The 23,227-nt window shown below is 41.1% G+C and carries 21 protein-coding genes; 12 read left to right on the top strand and 9 right to left on the bottom strand.

Features of this window, described 5'->3' with window-relative positions:
• The first annotated feature begins 14 nt into the window (after nucleotides 1-14).
• Nucleotides 15-1,727 carry an electron transfer flavoprotein-ubiquinone oxidoreductase gene (locus tag FTU77_RS01450; protein WP_180026642.1) on the top strand — a complete coding sequence of 571 codons (1,713 nt, stop codon included), beginning with the start codon at nucleotides 15-17 and terminating at the stop codon, nucleotides 1,725-1,727.
• Between the two features lie 511 nt (nucleotides 1,728-2,238).
• On the opposite strand, the gene FTU77_RS01445 is transcribed toward FTU77_RS01450, so the two are convergent.
• The 4 genes from FTU77_RS01445 to tusA form a co-directional block, all read right to left on the bottom strand.
• Nucleotides 2,239-2,718 (bottom strand): hypothetical protein, encoded by a 480-nt coding sequence (locus FTU77_RS01445; protein ID WP_180054292.1) that lies wholly within the window; start codon nucleotides 2,716-2,718, stop codon nucleotides 2,239-2,241.
• A gap of 128 nt (nucleotides 2,719-2,846) precedes the next feature.
• The gene (locus tag FTU77_RS01440) at nucleotides 2,847-3,638 is read right to left on the bottom strand and encodes a hypothetical protein (protein WP_180002896.1); all 792 of its coding nucleotides are present in this window, start codon (nucleotides 3,636-3,638) and stop codon (nucleotides 2,847-2,849) included.
• Nucleotides 3,639-6,416, bottom strand: coding sequence for a type VI secretion system Vgr family protein (locus FTU77_RS01435; protein ID WP_180054290.1), 2,778 nt, complete (start codon nucleotides 6,414-6,416; stop codon nucleotides 3,639-3,641).
• Nucleotides 6,417-6,549: 133 nt separating this feature from the next.
• Nucleotides 6,550-6,807 (bottom strand): sulfurtransferase TusA, encoded by a 258-nt coding sequence (gene tusA / locus FTU77_RS01430; protein ID WP_078189780.1) that lies wholly within the window; start codon nucleotides 6,805-6,807, stop codon nucleotides 6,550-6,552.
• Between the two features lie 200 nt (nucleotides 6,808-7,007).
• On the opposite strand from tusA, the gene FTU77_RS01425 reads away from it, so the two are divergent.
• The gene (locus FTU77_RS01425; RefSeq protein ID WP_078189781.1) at nucleotides 7,008-7,847 is read left to right on the top strand and encodes an HlyC/CorC family transporter; all 840 of its coding nucleotides are present in this window, start codon (nucleotides 7,008-7,010) and stop codon (nucleotides 7,845-7,847) included.
• Entirely contained in the window at nucleotides 7,844-9,403 is a 1,560-nt protein-coding gene (gene lnt, locus FTU77_RS01420; RefSeq protein ID WP_180054288.1) for an apolipoprotein N-acyltransferase, read from the top strand. Before FTU77_RS01425 ends, lnt begins: the two co-directional genes overlap by 4 nt.
• A gap of 83 nt (nucleotides 9,404-9,486) precedes the next feature.
• Here lnt and FTU77_RS01415 read toward each other — a convergent pair whose 3' ends face one another.
• From FTU77_RS01415 to gspF, 4 genes are all read right to left on the bottom strand, one after another.
• On the bottom strand, nucleotides 9,487-9,825 hold the full coding sequence (locus FTU77_RS01415) for a tRNA-binding protein (RefSeq protein WP_180054358.1): 339 nt from the start codon (nucleotides 9,823-9,825) through the stop codon (nucleotides 9,487-9,489).
• A gap of 232 nt (nucleotides 9,826-10,057) precedes the next feature.
• Nucleotides 10,058-10,393, bottom strand: a complete 336-nt coding sequence (locus FTU77_RS01410; RefSeq protein ID WP_180054286.1) for a hypothetical protein — start codon at nucleotides 10,391-10,393, stop codon at nucleotides 10,058-10,060.
• A gap of 283 nt (nucleotides 10,394-10,676) precedes the next feature.
• Nucleotides 10,677-11,114, bottom strand: coding sequence for a type II secretion system major pseudopilin GspG (gene gspG, locus FTU77_RS01405; protein WP_078189784.1), 438 nt, complete (start codon nucleotides 11,112-11,114; stop codon nucleotides 10,677-10,679).
• Nucleotides 11,115-11,150: 36 nt separating this feature from the next.
• Entirely contained in the window at nucleotides 11,151-12,356 is a 1,206-nt protein-coding gene (gspF, locus tag FTU77_RS01400; protein WP_078189785.1) for a type II secretion system inner membrane protein GspF, read from the bottom strand.
• A 150-nt stretch (nucleotides 12,357-12,506) separates the two neighbouring features.
• On the opposite strand from gspF, the gene FTU77_RS01395 reads away from it, so the two are divergent.
• The 9 genes from FTU77_RS01395 (at nucleotide 12,507) to FTU77_RS01355 (ending at nucleotide 21,461) form a co-directional block, all read left to right on the top strand.
• Nucleotides 12,507-14,729 carry a primosomal protein N' gene (locus FTU77_RS01395; RefSeq protein WP_180054284.1) on the top strand — a complete coding sequence of 741 codons (2,223 nt, stop codon included), beginning with the start codon at nucleotides 12,507-12,509 and terminating at the stop codon, nucleotides 14,727-14,729.
• Nucleotides 14,730-14,807: 78 nt separating this feature from the next.
• Nucleotides 14,808-16,649 carry a monovalent cation:proton antiporter-2 (CPA2) family protein gene (locus FTU77_RS01390; RefSeq protein ID WP_180054282.1) on the top strand — a complete coding sequence of 614 codons (1,842 nt, stop codon included), beginning with the start codon at nucleotides 14,808-14,810 and terminating at the stop codon, nucleotides 16,647-16,649.
• A 50-nt stretch (nucleotides 16,650-16,699) separates the two neighbouring features.
• On the top strand, nucleotides 16,700-17,575 hold the full coding sequence (hslO, locus tag FTU77_RS01385) for an Hsp33 family molecular chaperone HslO (RefSeq protein WP_078189788.1): 876 nt from the start codon (nucleotides 16,700-16,702) through the stop codon (nucleotides 17,573-17,575).
• Between the two features lie 245 nt (nucleotides 17,576-17,820).
• Complete coding sequence (locus FTU77_RS01380) at nucleotides 17,821-18,273, top strand: DUF2147 domain-containing protein (RefSeq protein WP_180048789.1); 453 nt, start codon at nucleotides 17,821-17,823, stop codon at nucleotides 18,271-18,273.
• Nucleotides 18,274-18,557: 284 nt separating this feature from the next.
• Nucleotides 18,558-19,022, top strand: coding sequence for a DUF2147 domain-containing protein (locus FTU77_RS01375; RefSeq protein WP_168377964.1), 465 nt, complete (start codon nucleotides 18,558-18,560; stop codon nucleotides 19,020-19,022).
• A 188-nt stretch (nucleotides 19,023-19,210) separates the two neighbouring features.
• A complete protein-coding gene (locus FTU77_RS01370) occupies nucleotides 19,211-19,675 on the top strand; it encodes a DUF2147 domain-containing protein (RefSeq protein ID WP_168377965.1) in 465 nt (154 codons plus the stop codon).
• A gap of 141 nt (nucleotides 19,676-19,816) precedes the next feature.
• Nucleotides 19,817-20,779 carry a DnaJ C-terminal domain-containing protein gene (locus tag FTU77_RS01365; RefSeq protein WP_180041045.1) on the top strand — a complete coding sequence of 321 codons (963 nt, stop codon included), beginning with the start codon at nucleotides 19,817-19,819 and terminating at the stop codon, nucleotides 20,777-20,779.
• 10 nt (nucleotides 20,780-20,789) lie between these two features.
• A complete protein-coding gene (locus FTU77_RS01360; RefSeq protein WP_078189792.1) occupies nucleotides 20,790-21,128 on the top strand; it encodes a chaperone modulator CbpM in 339 nt (112 codons plus the stop codon).
• 69 nt (nucleotides 21,129-21,197) lie between these two features.
• Entirely contained in the window at nucleotides 21,198-21,461 is a 264-nt protein-coding gene (locus tag FTU77_RS01355) for a YdcH family protein (RefSeq protein WP_180002890.1), read from the top strand.
• 477 nt (nucleotides 21,462-21,938) lie between these two features.
• Here the strand turns inward: FTU77_RS01355 and FTU77_RS01350 are convergent, their stop codons facing one another.
• The gene (locus tag FTU77_RS01350; RefSeq protein WP_373685803.1) at nucleotides 21,939-23,165 is read right to left on the bottom strand and encodes a magnesium transporter CorA family protein; all 1,227 of its coding nucleotides are present in this window, start codon (nucleotides 23,163-23,165) and stop codon (nucleotides 21,939-21,941) included.
• Nucleotides 23,166-23,227: the final 62 nt, after the last annotated feature.

Genomic DNA, 23,227 nt, shown 5'->3' with positions numbered 1-23,227 from the left:
ATGAGGAGTCCTACATGGAACACATCGAACGTGAATCGATGGAGTTTGACGTAGTTATCGTCGGTGCAGGTCCTGCCGGCCTATCTGCTGCGATTAAAATTCGTCAACTTGCAATTGAAAATAACCTAAACGATCTGTCCGTTTGTGTCGTGGAAAAGGGCTCCGAAGTGGGTGCGCATATTCTATCGGGTGCTGTGCTTGAACCCCGCGCGATGAATGAATTGTTCCCAGATTGGAAAGAACAAGGCGCACCGTTAAATGTGCCTGTGACTGAAGATAAAACCTTCTTCTTATTGTCTGATGAAAAATCACAAGAAGCACCGCATTGGATGGTGCCTAAAACCATGCATAACGATGGCAACTATGTTATTTCGTTAGGTAACGTTGTTCGTTGGTTGGGCGCTAAAGCTGAAGAATTAGAAGTGTCTATTTTCCCAGGTTTTGCCGCTTCTGAAATCCTTTACCATGAAGACGGGACTGTGAAAGGTATTCAGACTGGCGACATGGGTATTGGTAAAGATGGCGAACCAACGCACAACTTTACCCCTGGCTATGAACTTCATGCGAAATACACATTATTTGCTGAAGGCTGTCGTGGTCATTTAGGTAAACGTCTGATTGCTCAGTTCAACTTAGATAAAGATGCTGATCCGCAACATTACGGTATTGGTATTAAAGAACTTTGGGAAATCGATCCTGCTAAGCACAAACCAGGTTTGGTGATGCACGGTGCAGGTTGGCCTTTAAGCGAAACAGGTTCTTCAGGTGGTTGGTGGTTATACCACGCTGAAAACAACCAAGTGACGTTGGGTATGATTGTTGACTTGTCATACACAAATCCACACATGTATCCATTTATGGAAATGCAGCGTTGGAAAACACATCCACTGATCAAGCAATATCTTGAAGGTGGTAAACGTATTTCTTATGGCGCACGTGCGGTTGTAAAAGGTGGTTTCAACTCATTACCTAAATTCACTTTCCCTGGTGGTAGCTTAATTGGTGATGACGCAGGTTTCCTAAACTTTGCGAAAATCAAAGGCTCTCATACAGCAATGAAATCAGGTATGCTGTGCGGTGAAGCTGTATTTGAAGCGATTGCTGCGGGTGTGGAAAAAGGTGGTGACCTTGCCATTGCACGTGTGACTGAAGGTGAAGACTTCTTCACTAAAGAGTTAACTGCGTATACTGACAAGTTTAACAACAGTTGGTTGAAAGAAGAGTTATATAACTCTCGTAACTTCGGCCCTGCTATGCATAAGTTTGGTCAATGGATGGGTGGTGCGTTCAACTTTGTTGATCAAAACATCTTTAAAGTGCCATTTACACTACATGACTTACAGCCCGACTTCAGCGCTTTAAAAACTGTCGATGCTGCGAACTTCAAACCGAATTATCCAAAACCAGATGGTAAAATTACATTTGACCGTTTGTCTTCAGTATTCGTATCAAATACGGTACATGAAGAAAATCAGCCTGCGCATTTAAAACTGACAGATGCTTCTATTCCTGTAAATGTGAACTTACCAAAATGGGATGAGCCTGCTCAGCGCTACTGCCCTGCTGGTGTTTATGAAATTATGGAAGAAAACGACGGTTCTAAGCGTTTCCAAATTAACGCGGCAAACTGTGTTCACTGTAAGACGTGTGATATTAAAGATCCATCTCAAAACATTACTTGGGTAACACCTGAGGGTGGTGGTGGTCCTAATTATCCTAATATGTAATCTCTTTTGAGATTGAAATAAACCCGCTTAATGCGGGTTTATTTTTTAATATACAATCACACTCTTTAAATAAATATTATTACAAAAAAAATAATTCCTATAAAAAATTAATTTCATAATTAGTTTATTTTAAATAATTATCAATGTGTCATTTTATATTCATTAGATTTAGATATTTTATAAATAATTAAAAGAAATAATTTCACTAAGCCTAAAAGGCTTTGTTGCATAAATATGTAAGCATCTGATTTAAATAAATTTAATTTTGGATCAAAAAATAATCAAAACCTTTAAAATCATATAGTTATGAAATCTTTGTGCAACAAAGCCCATCTATATTTAAGTATTATTTTTTTAAAACAAGTAATTTAATTTCACCAAAAATTTAAAATGATAGCTTTAAACCCAATATCTTTATTTAATAAACTTATAAGCCTATAAAATATTGAGTTTGCTTGAGACAACAAACCCGCTTAGGCGGGTTAATTTTAAATTATTATAAAAAAATCAACTACCTTCTTATTTCAAACGCTTGAAAGTTATTAGGATACTTCTGTTTTCTATATTGTTCAGATTTTACAATAAATATAACATCAAACAATCCCTCATAAGAATATATATACCTATAATTACTTAATCTTGAGTCAAAATCAATTTTCTTAAAATTTAAAGAATTATTATTTTCAAAAAAATTGTCATTAAAATTTGGGATAAATTTAGTATAAAATACATTTTTACTATGTAATTTAATAACACTCCATTCAGAATCACCAACATTTTTAATTAAATTAACTTGCAAGTCTGGAAAGTTCGGGATATTAAAATATACTCCTTGCTCCTTCTTAAAGTTATTATTTTTGTGGGCTAAAATTTCTAACTTACCAAGCATTAAATCTGATTTATTAAAATCTCCATTTTTTACACAAAAAATAATTCTTTCAATTAATAATTGGTAATTAATATTATTTTTTGAAATAAATTCATTATTCATATTCAATCCATTTATCGACTTATCATTAACACTATTATTTGCATAACAGCCGAAAAAACTAGTACTTACCCATACGATTACTAGTAAAAAAATACGCATTCCATATCCCTTACAAGTATGATTTGAAATTAATTTTCGTAATAGCCATTCTCAAACAAAGGATCAAGTTGACCATTTTCCAACTTCCACGATGATACACTGAAATCATGCTCACCATCAGCATCAAATAAATCGACACCTTTACCATCCTCGGGATATTCAGGATAAATGTAAGCATTATCTCCATATTTTTTATAAAATTGACTACACCACATATATGGATTTACCACCCTAAAAGGGGGAATTTTTCCATCAATTTCAATGTATCCTTTTCCATTTGGCAAGTCATCAATGACATCATCTAAAATATCTTCTGCTTCTTCAGCACAGGTATCATTCAAAATTACATTATAAGGTTTTCCTTTAAGCACTGCCGCTTCAACTTTTGCTACTTTTTGTTTAATTTTATGAAATTTTTTTTCCGTGATATTTATTTTAAATATTTGAACAACTTCATAAATTAAATAAGAAGTTGTACTTGGCCTTTTATTTACGTATCCATTTGCATAAATTTTTTCATTTCCGTCTATCTCTTCTTCACCTTTTTTATATTCTATATCTCCCAACTCTTCTGTTGGGCCAAAACTAAAAAAGGCCTCCACAACATTATTTTTGGTTATGTAAAAGAAAGCATGGCCATAATCACTACCCTCCCCTTGCAAAATTTGAACTTTTTCAACTTTATTTTTTAAAATACCTACTTTGCGTTCAACAAAAGCTATTTCTGCTAAATTTGCTTCAAATCCAACCAACAAAGAATAATTATCAATTTTAATTTCAGTTTCAGGCTTTCCTTCTTGTGTATCAACCATTTGACTCATTTAATTATTATCCTTTAAAAAATCTTCAGCATCTTGACCAACCAAAATTCTTAATTTTTCCTTCTGCTGAGTAAAAATACGTTTTGTCATTGCGTTAATGTCACTTATTCCAGCCAAGTATTCTCCATTTGGTTTTACAATCACATATTTTTCATTTGGCATTATTTTTTGAGTATGATCTATGACCTTAATTTGTTGACTGAAGCTTTTCAGTTCATTTGGCAAGGTTGTGATTGGAACATTTACTTGTTGAGGCCCCACAAACTGATGCTGCCCTGCCTTAACTTCAAACTTACCGCTAGTTGTCGGTAATACACCCGCACTACTAATTTCAATCTGACTACCACCAGCAACTAAAACAATTTTTTTGCTCGCTTTGATTTCAACTTTATCTTCCGTAGAAATAATTTGAATACCCTTTCGTGCAATCAGATCCGCCCCATCTCCTTGCGCTTGGATTTCAACTTTGCCTTTACCAGCATAAGCTCTTAAGCCTTCTTGTGCTGCAAATAGACTGATCTTGTTTTGTGCATGGGCAATCAAGGATTTTTGGCTACTGAGGTTGATGCTATCGCCTGCACTTTGGCTGATCTGCCCATCCGCTGAAAGATGAATATCTTCCTGACTACTCACAGCAATGGAGTTTGGTGCAGATAAAATCATTAAGGCTTGTTTAAAGGCATCAGCTTTTTCTTTACTGCCTTTTTCGATTTGGCCAAGGAAGTTTTTCAGATTATCTAAGACTTCAAGCGGGTCAGTTTGCTGGTTTTTCGCCACTTCACTTAAGGCTTTACTGCTGTTTAAGTTGGCTTCGATTTGTTCTTTCGCCGCTTGTGCGTCGAGGTGCATTGCTGCTGCTTGTTGTTGTGGGTGTGTACTAACAAGTAGCCCCTGTCCTGCACGCACTGCACCCCATTGGTCGGTTCTCAGTTCAAAGCCTTCGCCTCTTCCCTCACTTTCTGCGGTTTCTTTGGGATGACTGAGGTTCCCTAGGTTGAGCTGAGTGGCGCCATGGGTACTTTGTAATTGTGTTGAGATTTGTCCAGTCGTGTCATCAAAGCGAAGTTGTCCAAAGCCTTCACCTTGGACTTCCTTACTTTTTATTCCAGCCAGTTTTTTGGTCTCAGGTAGTTTGCCTTTACTATCAAATTGGGTTGGACTGCGCTTTGCTTCATGTATGCGCCCCACCACAAATGGTCGGTCGATATTGCCGTCAAAGAAATCGATGACCACGATTTCATTAATACGTGGTAAGAAACGTGCACCATAGCCTTCACCGGCCCATGGGGTAAGCACATCTACCCATGCAGAATCCGTATCATTGTCATTACTGCCTGCACCGCCATCATGGCTGTGGTCATCACCACGGGTAAATAAGAAGCGGACTTTGATACGCCCCCATTCATCGACATGTATTTCTTCACCGCTTGGCCCAACGACTTTGGCGCGTTGCGGATGGGTGCTTGGACGGTGTTCGAGTGGGTTATATTCAGGAACGGTCGCAATATTGCGGCGTTGCAATGTGAGCTGATTGGCCTGACGCTCGGCCTGTTCATGGATGGGTTTAATATTCCACTGGCTTTGTTCAATCAGTTGATTGACCTGTTCAGTGAGATCTTTGGGTAAGTTATTTTGGTTATAGAATTTCTTTTCTGTGATTAAAAATTGTTTGTCTGCACCACTGTGTTGATCAATTTCAGGGTGTTCATTCAGTTCAAACCAATAACCGACTTGTGTATCACGCACAGTCGATTGTGCATTGAATTTTTTCGATTGTAGCTCATGATAGCGCGTTAGGTTTTGATTCAATTTTTCAATTTGACTGTTGGATGAAGCGGTAGCTTGGTCTTCACCTTTTAAATCTTGCATCCATGCAGGGCTGATATGCCATGCTTGTTCGAGACTTAAGCTAGCATTGTCTTGGCTTTGGCTATGCTGATGTTTGCTTTGAACTGAACCTGCGCCTTCTTCTTGGCTGAGTCCATCGGCTTGCCAGCGCTGTACGTGTACCGCAGTCGGCTGAATGCTACGTTCACCAATCAAGCTGGTGATGCTGTCTTGTTTTTCAGTGGCGCTAGAACGATGAAAGCGGATACTACGACGGCTGAGTGCTTGATATTGGCTATTGTCATCAATCAGGCGGAGTTTTTGTTTTTCAATTGGCGCTGAGGAATGTGGTGCTTTCAGCTGCGCTTCATCGATGAGCCAATTGATGCCTTCACTGCGCCAAAGACGCGTTAAAAAGTCATAATCGCTTTCATTCGACTGCATGATGAAAGGTCGTACATCATAGTTCTGACTTAAACCGCTTAGATCTAGCGTTAGACTGGCAGCAAAGAGCGGACTTTTGCTTTGCCATTCTTTAAAGAGAGTTTCACTGACATCGCGAACAGATTTGTTCATAAACACACGGCTGTTCCTGCGTTTATGCCACAGCGATGTTGCATCTTCTAAAGTGAGTTTATACAGCGTGAGTGAACCGTCACTCTGGCCTTGGGTGGCTTCGGTAATAATACCCGTGGTGCGGAAGAGTTCGCCCTGATCGGTCACTTGATCAACGGCGACTTGTACGCCAATAAATTGTTTTAGTGGAATAAGTGCATTAGTAGATAGGCAAATCAAAGTCGCTTGCAGGCCTTGGTTTAAGACATGCTCCCCATCAATACGTTGAATAAAAAGCTCTTCATTCAACGCAGGATTGGAAAATTGCAAATGAATGGCACGTTTTTGGGCGGATAAGCCTAATTTTTCAAGTATAAGAGCAATCGAATTTAACATTTTAAAAGTCTGTTTTTTAAACTTTGTATAATTATGCTGCGAATGATATAGGCTAGCCATCAGACTTGACCAGCCTATTTTATTAATAAAAATGTAACATCTTAATAATTATTATTTTTTACAATCTCTTAAATTAACCTTTCTGAACCAAATAATGGAATTCTTTATTTCCATTTTCATCAAGACGTTCTTCTTGAAGCAAAAGCTCATGACCTAAATGCATACAAAATTTCGGAATATCCCAAGAGGTCGAATTATCTGTTGCAAAAACCTCAACAATATCACCCGATTTTGATTTACGAATGGCTTGATGCAACATCATCACAGGCTCAGGGCAACGTAAGCCACGGGTGTTTAATTGAATTGATGGGGGCACAGAAGGCTCAGACATTAGAAAACTCAGCATTAAAATCTAACGCTATTTTAGCATAATCCTAACGACCGAATGTTAGCTTGAAAAATGCAGATGATAACGTCTTAAAATGACTTGATCGCTCATCATCTAGATCAACATTAACAATAGACAACTGTATTTTCTACGGTATGATAAAATCATCATTTATTAGATATTAAGAGTCTTTAGGAAAGATCATGCAAGAGGAATCCGGCCCGTCGTGGGGCATGCGCGGCTTACGTAAATGGCTGGGCACTGCACCAGAAACCCGTGACGAACTGTTGAAATTGGTACAAGATTCACGTCGCTTCTTAGAACCCGATACAGTTGCCATGCTCGAAGGGGTACTCGACTTACCTGCAACTAAAATCCGCGAGGTCATGACCCCCCGTACTGCGATGATCAGCTTGCAAGAAGATGATGAGCTATTAGATATTTTGCATGTACTTGTTGAATCTGCACACTCACGTTTCCCAGTCTTTTCCTCAGACCAGCCAGACAATGTTGTCGGTATTTTGTTGGCCAAAGATTTGTTGCCATTTTTGACAGAACCGACCACCAAAGTCGATATTCGTGCATTAATGCGTCAACCCTTATTTGTACCCGAGAGCGCGCGTTCTGACCAAGTTTTACGTATGTTGAAAAATACCCAAACCCATATCGCTGTAGTGATTGATGAATATGGCACAACTTCAGGCTTAGTCACTTTAGAGGACATTCTTGAAGAAATTGTGGGTGAAATTGAAGATGAACACGACAAAGTCGATGAAGAAGCTCAATTTATCATTCCAGATGAAGACCCACTAAGTGCAAATACATGGTTGGTTCAAGCACTTACACCAATTGAACACTTTAACAATCTTTTAGATGCTGATTTTTCAGATGATGAAGTAGAAACTGTGGGCGGCTTACTGCTACAAGAAATGGGCTTGGTCAGTGATTTACAAGGTCAAGTGATTGAACTTGAAAACTGGGAGTTTACCATTTTGGAGGCAGATGCACGTACCATTCATCTGATCCGAGCTGTCCGTAAATGAGAACCTACTTTGATAAGCTGCTAAACCACTCACAACAAAAAAAACAGCTACCTTTCATCTATCCTTTGCTGATTGCATTATTTTCAGGTGCCATCTTCAGCTTGTCGCTGGCACCTTATCATTATTGGTGGTTGGCAATTTTATCTCCAGCCCTGTTGTATGCCTGCCTAAGTCAACGTGCACCTAAACAATCGTTTTTCATTGGTCTAGCTTATGGCTTCGGCTTATGGTTTGTCGGGGCTTTTTGGCTGTATACCTCGATCCATGTCTATGGTGATACCAATTCAGCACTCAGTGTTTTGATGATTGCCATTATGGCGATTGTGATGGGGCTGTTTACCGCAGTTCAGAGTTGGCTCTACCGCCGCTTCTTTCCAGAAACCCCACTGACCTTTGCGCCACTGTGGGTGTTTTTCGAGTGGAGTAAAACTTGGGTCTTTACCGGTTTTCCATGGCTTTTTGCAGGTTATGCATTTACTGAACGATTCCTCGATGGCTATGCGCCATTATTCGGGATCTTTGGGGTATCTTTTGCGGTCATTGTATTGGCCTGTGCCTTGGTTGAAATCCTGCGTAAACGCATCTTTTGGATTGTTCCCTCTGTCCTTGTTTTGCTCGGCGCATGGGGTGCAGCACAACTGCAATTTGTTCAGCCTAAAAATGAAAAACCGCTGAGTGTTTCCTTAATTCAAGGCAATATTCCACAAGATTTAAAATGGTTAACAGAATACCAAGCTCAAACCTTAATGAAATATGCATCATTAAGTCGGACAGAATGGGGCCGTGATGTCATTGTTTGGCCAGAATCCTCCATTCCAATGTTCCAAACCGATATTGAGCCGTTTTTGGATGCGATGAAAGTCCAAGCCAATAAAACAGGTACGGCTTGGGTGACAGGTATTCCCTATTGGGATTTGGCAGAATCACAGCAAAACCAACACCCTATGTATTACAACACCATCATGGCAACTGGTGATGAGTCTTTTGGCCTATACAAGAAGCAACGTCTAGTTCCCTTTGGTGAATACATTCCGCTTTCAGGGATGCTAAGTTGGGTACTGCCTGCCCTACAAAATGACCCGTCGATGAGTGGCTTTTCACGTGGTGCAAACAACCAAAAGCCTTTGAATGTTAAAGGTCATGATTTAGGTGCGGCGATTTGCTATGAAGTGGCTTATCCCAACTTAACCCGTCGTAATGCCAGTCAAAGTGACTACTTAGTGACTATTTCCAATGATGCATGGTTTACTGGAACAGCGAGCCCGCATCAGCACCTACAAATGGTTCAAATGCGTGCCAAAGAAAATGGCCGTTGGTTTATTCGTGCAACCAATACGGGGATTACCGCCTTTATTGATCATAATGGTCACATTGTGAAACAGGCACCGATGGATAAAGATGCAGTACTGCGTGGTGATTTACCTGCCATGCAAGGCGAAACGCTTTACACTCGCTTAAGTGATTGGCCTGTGTTGATTTTCTCATTCTTGCTATTGGTTCTCGGTTGGATTTATCGCCCGCGTAAAGTTGATATTTCTTTTAAATCACGCCGTTAATTCTGCTACAAAAGATCAAAAAACCGAGCTTTGGCTCGGTTTTTTATTGATAAACGTTCAACGTGCCAGCTCATCTTACTTTTTCAAAGCAACTTAGTGCCGAGGGGAATCTCTGCATCAGGCACACAAAGAGCAACATGCCCCTCTGCATTATGAAAACCTGTGACCAAACACTCTGACTGGATCGGCCCAATTTGTTTTTTTGGAAAATTCACGACGGCAACGACCAATTTTCCCACTAGATTTTCCGGCTGATACAGCTGTGTAATTTGTGCACTGGACTTTTTAATGCCCAGTTCCTCTCCAAAATCCACATGGAGAATGTACGCGGGTTTACGTGCTTGCTCAAAGACTTCAGCCTGCACAATTTTCCCTACACGTAATTCAACTTTCATAAAATCTTGCCAATCGATCTGTTGCATTTTTCCCTCTTTCTTTTCTTTGTTGTACTTCATCTGGCTATCTATGCATTATAAAAATTTCATTCAGGCTGACGATATGTGAAACAGACATTCGATGCGTCTAAACGGACAAAGTAAGGTCATCTTAGAACACGTATCACATTAATGTACGCTTTGATGTAGGCTAACTATTCATTAGCATGAGACATAAAAAAACTGGAGCAAGCTCCAGTTTGGAAGGTTAATTTTGGGGTTATAACTGCGTAACTAAATAGGAAAGCATGGCAGCTAAAGATACCATTGGAATATATCGATAAAGACGAACAACCATATGTTCGATGGCAGATGCATGTTCTTGTTTTAAATTTGCCACAGTCGCTTTTAATGCAGACCAAAAACTTAAAGCCAGTAATGAACTCATTAAGCTCATGGCAAAGAAGCCCACCATAATTTGGCTACTGCCCTCAGTGCTTTGCCATAAATACACAATGCCTTGACTGATCGGCAGAATACTTAAAATCAAAAGAACAGATTTCAGCATAGACCAATGAAATTGGTTAATTTCATCCGTTAATAATAATGCTTTCATGCTATCCTCCATGGCTAAAAAAGTACCATAAAAGATATTATGCGCGGTTTTATTTAAATGAAAAGCCTATATTTATTCATATTTTGCGATTATTGTAATCAATAAAATTGGGAATAATTCTTATTATAAATATCACATATTTTGCATTATGTAATTTAAATTAAATTCAATAACTTAATATTAATTTTATAATTAAGATTTATTATCACTTCACTCAATATTGAAACACCCTATTAAGTGAAGTGATTAATTCCATTAAAACTGAATTTATAATTATTCTCAGTTAGTGTTTATAGTAAATATCAGCATCATTTTCTTCACCACCAGACTGACCGTCCGCACCAAATGAATAAAGATCATAAGGACGGCCTTCAGAACCGGGAATCACATATTGAATGTCATTGTCCCAACTGTCTTTTGGATAGCCACCTTTGATGTAGCCACCTGGCAACCAGTTTTTAGCAGACTCAGGTTTAGTGACCAAAGCATTTAATCCGCCGTCTTGCATTGAAGGGAATTTACCATTGTCCATTTTGTATTGATCTAATGAGCCAGCGACACTTTTTAAAGTAATCGCCGTAGTATCGACTTTGGCTTTTTCACCACGGCCCATCACGTTCGGTACAATCAGCGCTGCCAAAACACCTAAAATGACAATGACCACCATCACTTCAATTAAAGTAAAACCTTGTTGCTTCATATTTTTTGTCTTCACTTGCATGTTACAAATCTCTGTTCACATCATTGTTCGAATGTCTTAAATCATATTATTCATATTCACGATTGGCAGCATCACAGCAATCACGATCACCAGTACAATGCTCGCCATAAATACCAACATCAGCGGTTCAAGCAACGCCAATAAAGTTGAAATTAAAGTCGTCACTTCTCGGTCTTGCATCGTCGACGCACGTTCGAGCATCCGATCTAATTCGCCTGAACTTTCACCACTTTTGATCATTTGTACCATCATCGGTGGGAAATAACCACTTCGCTCAAGCTGTGTTGCTAAATTACCACCTTCTGTTACTTTCTCTGCCGCAAGGTTGACCGAATCTCGAATCACCCAATTATTACTGACCGCTGCGCCAATTTTTAAAGCATCGACCAAAGGCACGCCAGACTTGGTTAAAATCGACAAGGTACTGGCAAAACGAGCGGCATTAATGCCTTTAGACAGTTTGGAAAATAACGGTAATTTCAAGGTCAATCGGTCAAAGGCATAATGTCCCGCCGCTGTTCTGAGGAATCGAACCAAGAGAAAAATCGAAACTACGCTACCGACCAATAAAAATGGCCAGGCCATTCGAATAAAATCACTGGCTTTCATTAAAGCGACCGTTATCCACGGCAAGGCATCTTTGCTTTGGTCAAAGGTTTTGACAATATCTGGGACCACATAGGTCATGAGTCCCATCACAATACCGAAAGACATTAACATCAGGATGATGGGATAAATCATCGCACCCTGCACTTTTTTTTGCATGGCGAAGCGGTTTTCGGTGTAATCAGCAAGTTGGTCGAGAATGAGATCGAGATGACCTGAACGCTCACCTGCTGCAATCGTGGCAATATACAGTTCAGGAAAGCGTCCCGCTTGTTGTAGTGCGTTGGCTAAAGAATGTCCTTCCAAAACTTTAGAACGCACCGACATCAACAGGTTTTGCACATGGGCTTTTTCGTTTTGTTTTCCCACAGCACGAATCGCTTCTTCTAATGGTATTGCAGCGGCAACCAAAACTGAAAGTTGGCGAGTCAATAAAGCCAAGTCATAGGCATTCAGCCCTTTTTGAAACCAGCGCTGCTGCGCGTGTTTGTCTTTTTGCTCTATCGGATCGACAGCAACTGGAATGAGTGACTGATCTCTGAGCTGTTGACGAATTTGACGCGCAGAATCACCCTCAAGTACACCCTTCTGCTGCTTCCCTGAAGCGTCTATGGCAGTAAACTGATATGCAGGCATTGTAATGCTCTAATTTTCCAAAATTTCTATCAGCGCAGTTGCGTCTGACCATCAAAATCATTCATATTCTTAGATATAAAATATGAGCTCACTCTAACACAACTCCTTTACGATCACGACGAAATTTAATCAGGAACTTATCCACGTTTTATGGCAAATTCAGCGAGCATTGCAACACCTATTTACCGCGTTCGAGTCGCCGTTCCGGTATATTTATACGACTGCTTCGATTACAGCTTAAGCCAAGAGCAATACCAACAAGCTGAAGTAGGTGCACGCGTTGCTGTATCTTTTGGTCGGCAAAATTTGACCGGCATCATCGTGGAAAAAATTGCACCCGATGCACCACTCAATTCAAGCTTTAAACTCAAGGCCATTACCGAACTACTTGATGATCGCGCCATTTTAGATGAGAAAGTTTTAAATTTATTGACATGGTCTGCACAGTATTACCAATTTCCGATTGGCGAAGTGATGCAAAGTGCCCTTCCAACGCTGTTACGCCAAGGGAAACCCTATAATTTATTGGCACGTACATGGAATCTCCTCGACCTCCATGCCGATGACAAAATTAAGCGCTCGGAACGACAGCAAGAAGCCTATAAAATTTTAAAATTACACCCAACTGGAACTGGGGAAAATTTACTCAATTTAGCAGGTGTGGAAACCGCGACACTCAAAGCATTAGAGAAAAAAGGCATCTGCCAATGTGTCTTGGCGGAACAGGACTTTAGCCCAATGCCCATAAGCATGGCGCAAATGCCGCTCACAGCGAATCCGGAGCAAAAGAAAGCCATTGATCGGGTGTTAAAAGCGCGGAATCAATATCAGGCATTTTTACTTGATGGTCTGACCGGCAGTGGTAAAACCGAAGTCTATTTACAAATCATGCAAGAGATTCTAAAGCAAGGCAAACAAGTCTTGGTTTTAGTGCCTGAAATTGGACTTACCCCACAGACCATCAGCCGTTTCCAATCACGCTTTCATTGCAATATTGCTCTACTACATTCGGGTTTGAACGATTCAAAACGTATGCAAGCTTGGCAAGCAGCGCAAACGGGCAAGGCGTCTATTATCTTAGGCACGCGTTCTGCGATTTATACCCCACTGCCGAATCTAGGTTTAATTGTGATTGATGAAGAGCATGATCTGTCCTTTAAACAACAAGAAGGCTTTCGCTATCACGCTCGGGATGTCGCACTTTACCGTGGGCATCTGGAACAATGCCCTGTCATTTTAGGTTCTGCCACGCCTAGTATCGAGTGCTATGCACTGGCGAAACAAGGCAAAATGACCGTACTGGAATTGAACCAACGTGCGGGCACTGCGGTCATGCCGAAAATGCACATCCTTGATCTGAAAGTGGCACAGAAACAGCATGGAATCAGCCAATTATTAATTGGTGAAATCCGTAAGCGCCTTGAAAAAAAAGAACAAGTGTTAGTGTTCTTAAACCGTCGTGGATATGCCCCGGTTTTAATTTGTGAAAGCTGTGCATGGCAGGCCAAATGTCCGCACTGTGATGCCAATTTCACGGTACACCGCACACCCTATCAACACCTACATTGTCACCACTGCGGCACCATTCACCGTATGCCAGAGCATTGTCCACAGTGTAATCACCAAGAACTGAAATCCGTGGGTATGGGTACAGCGAAGGTTGAAGAAAGCCTAAATGAGCTATTTCCGCAGCATGACGTTATACGGGTCGATCGTGATTCCACCAGTCGAGTCGGCAGTTGGCAAAAAATCTATGACAAGATTCAAAAAAGCGAACCTGCCATTTTACTCGGTACACAAATGCTGGCCAAAGGACATCATTTCCCTTACGTCACCTTGGTGGCGATTTTAGATATCGATTCAGGTCTACTGAGTGTGGACTTCCGTGCCATCGAGCGTACTGCACAGCTCATTGTACAAGTCACTGGGCGTGCCGGCCGTGGTGAACGTAAAGGCGATGTGTTTTTACAAACCCTAAGACCCGACCATCCGCTTTTGAATATCTTGGTCAATGAGGACTATCGAAAATTTGCCAAAGAAACCATGAAAGAACGGGAAATGGCACAAATGCCACCGTTTCGCTATGCCGCATTGGTGCGCTGTGAGTCCAAAAACCAAGAACTCAATACTGAATTTTTACAGCAACATGCCCAATTGCTGCGTCAGGACTCTGCTGGAATTATTGACATTTGGGGGCCGATTCCTGCCCCGATAGAGCGCAAAGCCGGACGTTATCAATCCCACATGGTTTTACTGTCTACAGATCGTGCGCGCTTACATTATTATCTGCGTTATTGGTGGCAAAACATCTTGCATAACAAGCCATCAAATATGAAATTGAGCCTCGATATAGACCCACAGGAACTCAGTTAAACGCGTACAATTCAGTCTGAAAAAACAGTCATACTGAATTGCAACTTTCGACCAAAAATACAACTCTAGGACGAGTAAATGTCACTACTGTTACAGATCACAATTTTCCTTGGCGCATCCTTATTGCTTGTCCCTTTGCTCAAGCGCTTTGGTATTGCAACGGTTTTGGGATATCTGTTCACTGGTATTTTGCTCGGCCCCGATGTCTTTAACATTGCCAGTGATCCCGAAGCGATCCAAGAGCTCGCTGAGTTTGGCGTGATCTTACTGATGTTCCTGATAGGCCTCGAACTCCGTCCACAGCGTCTATGGAGTATGCGTAGTTCTATTTTCGGCATGGGGAGTTTACAAGTCGGTCTGACCGGTCTTGTTTTAGCGCTAGGCAGTTTTTTTGCCTTACAACAAGGCATTGCAGCCAGTATCGTTATCGGTTTCGCTCTCGCTCTTTCTTCTACTGCCTTTGTCTTGCAGATGCTGAGTGAAAAGCAGCAATTGAACACCACCTATGGGCAGCAATCCTTTTCGATTTTGCTGTTTCAAGATATGGCTGCAATTCCGCTGATTGCAGTCATTCCCCTGCTCGCAGGGACAGAATCATCACATCACGGAATCGCCTATTTCGCTGCAATCATTGCGACTTTTTCAGGCTTATTTTTATTTAGTCGATACTTAATGCGACCGTTTTTCCGCTTCGTCGCGAAAAGTGGCGCGCATGAACTGATCACCGCTGTCGGCTTATTTATTGTGCTGGGTGTCGTGGTATTGATGGATGTACTCGGCATCAGTACCACACTCGGTGCATTTCTAACAGGCGTGCTACTAGCAGACTCAGAATTCCGCCATGAACTCGAAGCCAGTATTGCTCCGTTTAAAGGACTTTTACTTGGTTTGTTCTTTATGACCGTGGGCATGACCACGGAACTTTCATTATTCGTTGAAATGCCATGGTTCATTATCGGTGGTGCATTGGCACTGATGCTCATCAAAATGGCGTCACTTACCGCGATTGCGCGTTATCTTAAAAATTCATGGCGCAACAGTATTTTACTGGCGACCTGTTTGGCTCAAGGCGGTGAATTTGCCTTTGTGGTCTTTAGTGTGGCGAAAAGTGAAAATGTCGTACAGCAAGCCATTTTGGAGCCATTAACCCTCATCGTCACTTTGTCGATGGTGTTGACCCCTATGTTGTACTGGTTAATACAATCACAAATTTTGCCACGTTTTAATCCAAAAACCATCCCCGAATATGACGACATTCCGAATGAACATAATCCTGTGATTATTGCGGGCTTTGGACGTTTTGGACAAATCATTGCTCGTGTGGCGCATTTACAGCATTTGTCTTTTACCGCCATTGATAGCAACTTAGACAAAGTCGATTTCGTACGTAATTATGGTGGTCATCTATATTATGGCGATGCCACACAACCAGATATTTTACGCGCTGCGGGCATTGAACATGCCAAAGTGTTCGTCCTTGCCATAGATGATATTGAAGACTCGATGAACGTGGCGCGTCATATTCGCCTGAATTACCCTCAGTTAAAATTATTGGTCCGTGCGCGTGACCGTCATCAGGTGCATCTGCTGCGTGATTTGGGGATTGAGCATATTTGGCGTGAAACCTATTTATCGTCTTTAGGAATGGCCTATCACATGCTGTGCGACTTAGGCATCAGCGATGAAGATGCCTATAAAAGTATCGAATTGTTCCGTGATTATGATGAAAAACTGCTGACTCAACAGCAGCAAATCTATACCGATGAACAAAAAATTTATGAAACGCATCGTAACGCTTTAGCTGAACTGGAACATTTGTTTGAAAGCGATGCGCAAGCCCTTGAAAAACCTACAGGTGTTGATTTACAACGCAGTCTACAACGTCATCGTATTGATGTCACAAGAGATGATAATGAATGACTTGTGTTTTACAATATCGTCACCATTAAAGCAGGGTTATGGAGAATTTTATGTCAGATTTACGCCAACGCTTTTTTATTGAAGATAGCCCTGTTCGTGGAGAAGTGGTTCATCTTGAAGAAGCCCTACAAACGATTCTTGCACAGCGTGACTATGCACCTGCTGTACAAATTCTCTTGGGTGAAATGCTCAGCGCGACTGCCTTGTTGGCCAGCACCTTAAAAATTAAAGGTCGTATTAGCTTACAAATTCAGGCTGCAGGCACTTTTAAATGGGCAATGGCGGAATGTAATCATCTCGGTGAAGTTCGCGCACTTGCAGATTATGAAGAAGACCCGCACTTTCAAACCGCTGAAGACAGCAGCACGGTACTCAAAGCCTTGGTAAACCCAGTACTTTTCATTAATATCGAGCCTGAATTTGGTGAGCGTTATCAAGGGATTGTACCTTTAGACAAACCGACTTTAGCGGGTTGCTTGATGCAATATTATGATCTATCTGCACAGATCCCGACACGCATCGTCTTAGCAAGCAGCAACAGCCGTTCAGGTGGTTTACTGATCCAGTTATTGCCGCGTAACAGCGAAGAAGAACAACGCCGAGTTGATGAAGATCTATGGCCACGTTTAACCATGCTGACCGAGACATTAAAAGCAGAAGAGTTAACGTCTTTATCTGCAAACGAAATTTTATATCGTTTATATAACGAAGAAGAAGTTCGTCTACCTGAAACTGAAGCCTTAAAATTTGGCTGCACATGTTCAAAAGAACGCTGTGCGACAGCACTTGAACAAATTGGTGTTGCTGCAGTTCGTGAAACTCTAGAGTTTCAAAACCCAATTGAAATGGACTGCCAATTCTGTAATACAAAATATACTTTTACGGCAGAAGAAGCTCTATCCCTTTTTGGTCAACACCTCAGCTAAATCATTGCATGATTAAAAGCCTAAATCTAAGCATCCCTCGGGGTGCTTTTTTGTTGTCCCCGCAAAATTTAGACCTACTACTTTCTTCCGCTTAGTCGAATGGTTGCGAACTTTAGAACCTCAATATGATCAGCTGTATTTGCGATCAATTTTTTTTAGAGTAGAATCGCGCCAGAAATAAAGTCAAAAAAACCAACAAAGCTTTATTTTTTAATAGAAAAATAATGTAAAAAACTGGATAAAATATGAAACTCAAAACACTCGCTATTCCCTTAGCCATGTTCTGCTTTGGCCCAATGACAGCACATGCAGCAGACCTCGTCGGGACATGGAAAACCATAGATGATAAAACAGGCTATGCTCGTGCTGAAGTCAAAATCACTAAATTAAAAGACGGCAGCTATAGCGGTAAAATCACCAAAGTGCATGCCATCCCCAACCGCCCTGTCACCACGATTTGTGAAAAATGCGAAGGTAAACTCAAAAATGCACCCTTAATTGGTTTACCGATATTCTCTGGCTTTAAACATAATGCAAAAGAGAATGCGTACACCGATGGCAAGGTGATCGACCCACTTTCAGGCAATACTTATCAAGGTAAAGGGCAATTGAATGCGCGCGGCAATGTCCTGACACTTCGAGGTTATGTTGGAACCACGCTTCTCGGCCGGACGGTATCTTGGATCCGCGTCAACTAAAGTCGCCATTTGGCTTTCATTGGCATGATGAACTCAACTCCAGACGAGTTCATCATGCCGATAATAATCTACTTTGAGATGAATTCCGACTATTTTACTAGTGCGTAGACGTTCAGCATAAACCTCATTTAGCGCCAACTCGTTCATGTTTTGGCTCAAAATATAAATACCAATTCTTAAAAAATCACTAGAATATTCATATTATTTCAGGCTACATTAAACCCATAATATTTTTATGCCTTTAAGTTTTAGGCATCCGCTTTTTGTGTAATGTGGGTAATTATATGGCTGTTAAATTCCTCCCTTCTATCCTGTTCGGCATGTTCTCCATCTGCAGTTTATCCTCTGCTTTTGCAGCGATTGACCCCTTAGTGGGGACATGGAAAACCATTGATGATCGAACAGGATATTCCCTTGCCGATGTGGTGATTCGTAAAGATAAGCATGACCTGTATTCGGCCACCATTATCCAAAGCCGAAGCGTACCCGGAACAGCAAATGTTTCGACATGCACGCAATGCACCGGTGCTCAGAAAAATAAACCCATGGTCGGTTTAACCACTTTAAGCGGCTTAAGCGCTGATCCAGAAAAGCCCAATGAATTTGTGGGTGGAGTGATGCTCGATCCCAAATCAGGCAAGCACTACAATGCACGCGCTCGTTTGATGAATAATGGCAAGCATTTGATCATCAATGGTCGTACTGAAGGCTCTGCAATTGGACGCAATGTCACTTGGGTCAAAAACTAAGCACGAGGCCTTTAAATCATTAAAGGCCTTTTTTAACTTAAAAATTAGAGTAAAAACTCCATATTAAAGCAGTGTTTTAAAAAAATCTGCCAAATACATCACAAACCATCACATTGATTTTGTAGGGCTTTATATATAAATTAGGCAACTTACTCTAAAAACACAATTCTGAATTTTCAGGGGATGAAATGAAAAAAATATATCAACAATTATTTGCCGGAATAGTACTTAGCACTTTGTCAGGATTGTCAATCGCTGCGGAAACCGATCCGCTAGTGGGTAAGTGGAAAACTGTCGATGACCGCACCGGATATTCACGTGCAGACGTTGAAATTCGCAAAAAAGCCGATGGAAGCTATGAAGGCATCATTGTCACCACACGCAATGTCCCTGGCACTGAAAAAATGGGCGTCTGCTCGAACTGCCCAGGTGAATTGAAAAATAAACCTTTTATCGGCTTGCCATTTATTTGGGACTTTAAACAAGATCCAAAAAATCCACGTGAATTCCAAAACGGTAAAGTTCTGGACCCGATTGGTGGAAAAATCTATAAAGGCAAAGCAAGACTTAGTGCTTCAGGAAAACATTTAACTATACGTGGGTATGTTGGTGTATCTGTGATTGGTCGTAGTGTCACTTGGATAAAATATTAATTTTAAATGTGTTTTTAAAAGCCTCCTCGTGAGGCTTTTTTATTGTCATGTTTTGAAACAATATGCTGCAGTTTGCCCCTATGACAGTTTGATGAACCCTTCTATATTGATTAAAACATGATTAATATTTATACAGAGAGTATGCCAGACAATCACTATCAAACTTTAGGGATCGCCCGAGATGCTTCGGCAGATCAAATTAAAAAAGCCTATCGAAAATTGGCGCGTAAATATCACCCTGACGTCAGCAAAGAAGCTGATGCCGAAACGCGTATGCAAGCGATTAATGTTGCATACGACACTTTAAGTGATGCCGAAAAGAAAAAACAATACGATTTTGAACTCGATCATCCTCAAGGATTTGCTGGGTTTAATGCTGGCAACCAAGGTGGTTTTGACCAATCTCAGTTTTATCGCCAATCGACGAGTGATGGTCAGCATGCGGACTTTAGTGGATTTGAAGACTTGTTTGGTCGTTTTGGGCAAGGCTTTGGTGGCGGTGACTATCAGTATCAACGTGCAAACCGCCAAACCAAGAGCTTCCGTGGTGAAGACCAACACGCCAGTTTAGAAGTGGATTTAGAAATCGCATTTCATGGTGCAACGCAGAATATCACCTTGCAGATTCCGAGCTTAAATGCCCATGGTGAGCCTGAAGTTCAACGTAAAACCCTACAAGTCAAAATTCCTGCAGGCATGAAATCAGGTCAACAAATTCGACTCTCGGGCCAAGGGCAAGCTGGCTATAACGGTGGAGCTGCTGGTAATTTATACATTGAAATTTTGTATAAACAAACCGAGCAAACCCGTGTAGAAGGTGCTGATATTTTCCAACAACTGAATATCAGTCCTTGGGAAGCAGCATTGGGTCAAAAAATTGCATTTACCAGTCCTGATGGCAAAACATTAGAGCTACAGATTCCTAAAAATGCGCGTACTGGACAGCAGCTACGATTAAAGGACAAAGGGATACCAAACAAAACACCCGGACAGCTTTACCTGGTTTTAAATATAGTGATACCAGCTGCACAAACAGAACAAGAGCAACAAGCTTATGCGGCTTTTGCTCAAGCTTTTCCGTCATTTAATCCACGACAGTCTTAAGGAGAGCACCATGACAACAATTCATTATCGTGAAATTGTCTGTGACGGATGTAAACAGACTGAAATCGTAGACGAAAAAAGTAGTTTTGATCTACAACACTTTGCCTCTGCCTGTGGGCAAAGTCCAGAATGGGTTCTGCAACTACTCGAATACGATATTCTGCCTAGCCGTTCAGAAGACAGGATTCATCAATTTTTTGGCGATGATATATCTCGCGCACGGCGTGCCTATCGGCTTCAACGAGATTTCGATGCCAGTTTTACTGCGGTCGCCATGATGCTCGACCTGATTGATGAAGTCCAACAACTACGTCGCCAAGTGAAACACCAACAGCTTCATTCGCACTAAATGTATTCGTGAACGCTCTGTCCTGCAGGGCGTTTTTCTTTTTTCTTGTAGAGGAAATGATCGACAACCATGAAAACACGAGATTGCAATAAAAAAGTCAAAAACATGTTTCCTGAGTACCGTGATTTGGTCACTCAGTTACGTGATGAAAATCCGCATTTTGCGCGGATCTTTGAAGAACATGATGAGTTGGATCGCGAAATCATTCAATTGGAATTAGATCCTGTTAATCACTACAACACGGATATTGAGACCATTAAGCGTAAGAAATTAAAGCTAAAAGATGAAATTTATCGCTTACTGAAAAGTAATGAAAATGATGATATCTCTTGAGATATCGACTCGTATAGGGGAATTTTCATGATGCATGTCGTTCGCAGTACAACCCACGAGGCTAAGCAATTGAATTGCTAAGACCATAAGGATCGGTCAAATCGCGTTGTACTGCAGATTCTTTAAAAAACAAAATGTAAAACAATTACATCATGACAAAGGATTCATCATGCACATGCATCATGTCCTATTGGGTGGCATTACTCAGTTTCAGTAGTCTATTACATGCCAGTGATAAACGAGTATTTGAAAAACCATGGATGACCAAACAGGATATTCACGCGGTGATGTGACCATCGTCAAAAATGCCGATGGGACGTATAGTGGAACACTTACTGCAATACGCCCAATGCCGTACAAGCCCTTGGTCGAAGTGTGCTTAAAACGCAAAGGCAAACTCAAATATGCACCCTTGGTGAGTCTCGAAGTTATCAAAGGATTTAAAGCAGACCCATCCATCAGAGAAGCTAACGCGAACTATTTGAGTTTCGTCAGCTTCTCAATTTCTTTCATAGTTTTAACCGTACCTTTGACTGTGCCCTTCACCGTTTGTTTAATTGGTTCATAATCCATAAACCAAAACAAATTCATGTGTTGATCGTCATGTTGCTGTGCCAGCATATCAATCACACTTTTTTCGCCACGCCCCACCAAATGCCGTCGATAAAAATAATACAGCAGTAAAATCGTGGTCATCAACATGATACCAAGCATGATCCAAAAACCGGTTGGCGATTTGAGTCCGGGAATAAACTCAAAGTTCATACCGTATATACCAGTTAATAAGGTTAATGGTGCGAAAATCGCCGTAATAATCGCTAAAATACGCATATTTTCATTGGTTTGGTTGGCAACGGCTGAAAAATGCAGATCAATGGCGGCCTGCACGGCACTGCGTAATCGTGTGGTGTGTTTTTGAATGCGTTCGATATGACTGGTTAAATCATCTACGCGAACCAGCATGATATCCTGCTTTTCACTGCGCTTTTTGCCTTTCAAATGCGGGTAATTATCCACAACTTCATCACGCAGTTCTTGCAAGGCTTCAATTTGCTCTTCACACAAGTTTTCCACTTGCTGAAAGGCCATATTTTCCTGCAACAGTTGATGCCACTTGGTAAACCGTCGATGCCCTTGTAATAACTCTTGCTGCCAAAACTCGACACGGCGCGTCAAAGGAACACGTAAATCCAAGTATCCATCCACCATATTATTCAGTAAGCGCAATGCCAAATCTAAGGGCGTCATGGCTAATTTTCGTGGTTTATTTTGTTCATCAATCGGACGAGAAATTAAGGTTTCAATCCGCTGGATATAACTTTCAATGGCTTTGTTGCCCTTTTCACGAACCGTAATCAGCACTTGGGGCGTGAGCAAAAAACTGATCGGGGTAGTCGCCAAACCAAAGACCCGCTCATGCTTTTCAAGCGCGTCGGCGCCTGCAACAATTTGGTCATCGGGGGTGACCATTTTTCTAAAAATTAATAAATCGTAATCATCGAGTGTGTCAAAGGCACACGGATGCTCTAGATTTAAAATATCCCACAGATGATATTCATTGACCCGTAGATCACACGCCTGAATAATCTCACGCTGCCATTGCTCAGGGCGGTTGACGACATCTTCACGGGTACAATCAATCCAAATAAACTCAGGCTCAAGTTCAGGATGATGCTCACATTGCACTTGGTCTTGCACATAGATATGCGCGGCTGTTGGATGCTAAAAAAAATAATAGGTTTGCATATCTCATTTATTATTGTGTT

Origin of the sequence: Acinetobacter sp. YH12142 (assembly GCF_013418435.1) — a bacterium.
GTDB classification, from domain to species: domain Bacteria; phylum Pseudomonadota; class Gammaproteobacteria; order Pseudomonadales; family Moraxellaceae; genus Acinetobacter; species Acinetobacter amyesii.
This window is presented reverse-complemented; position numbering and strand designations above follow the sequence as displayed.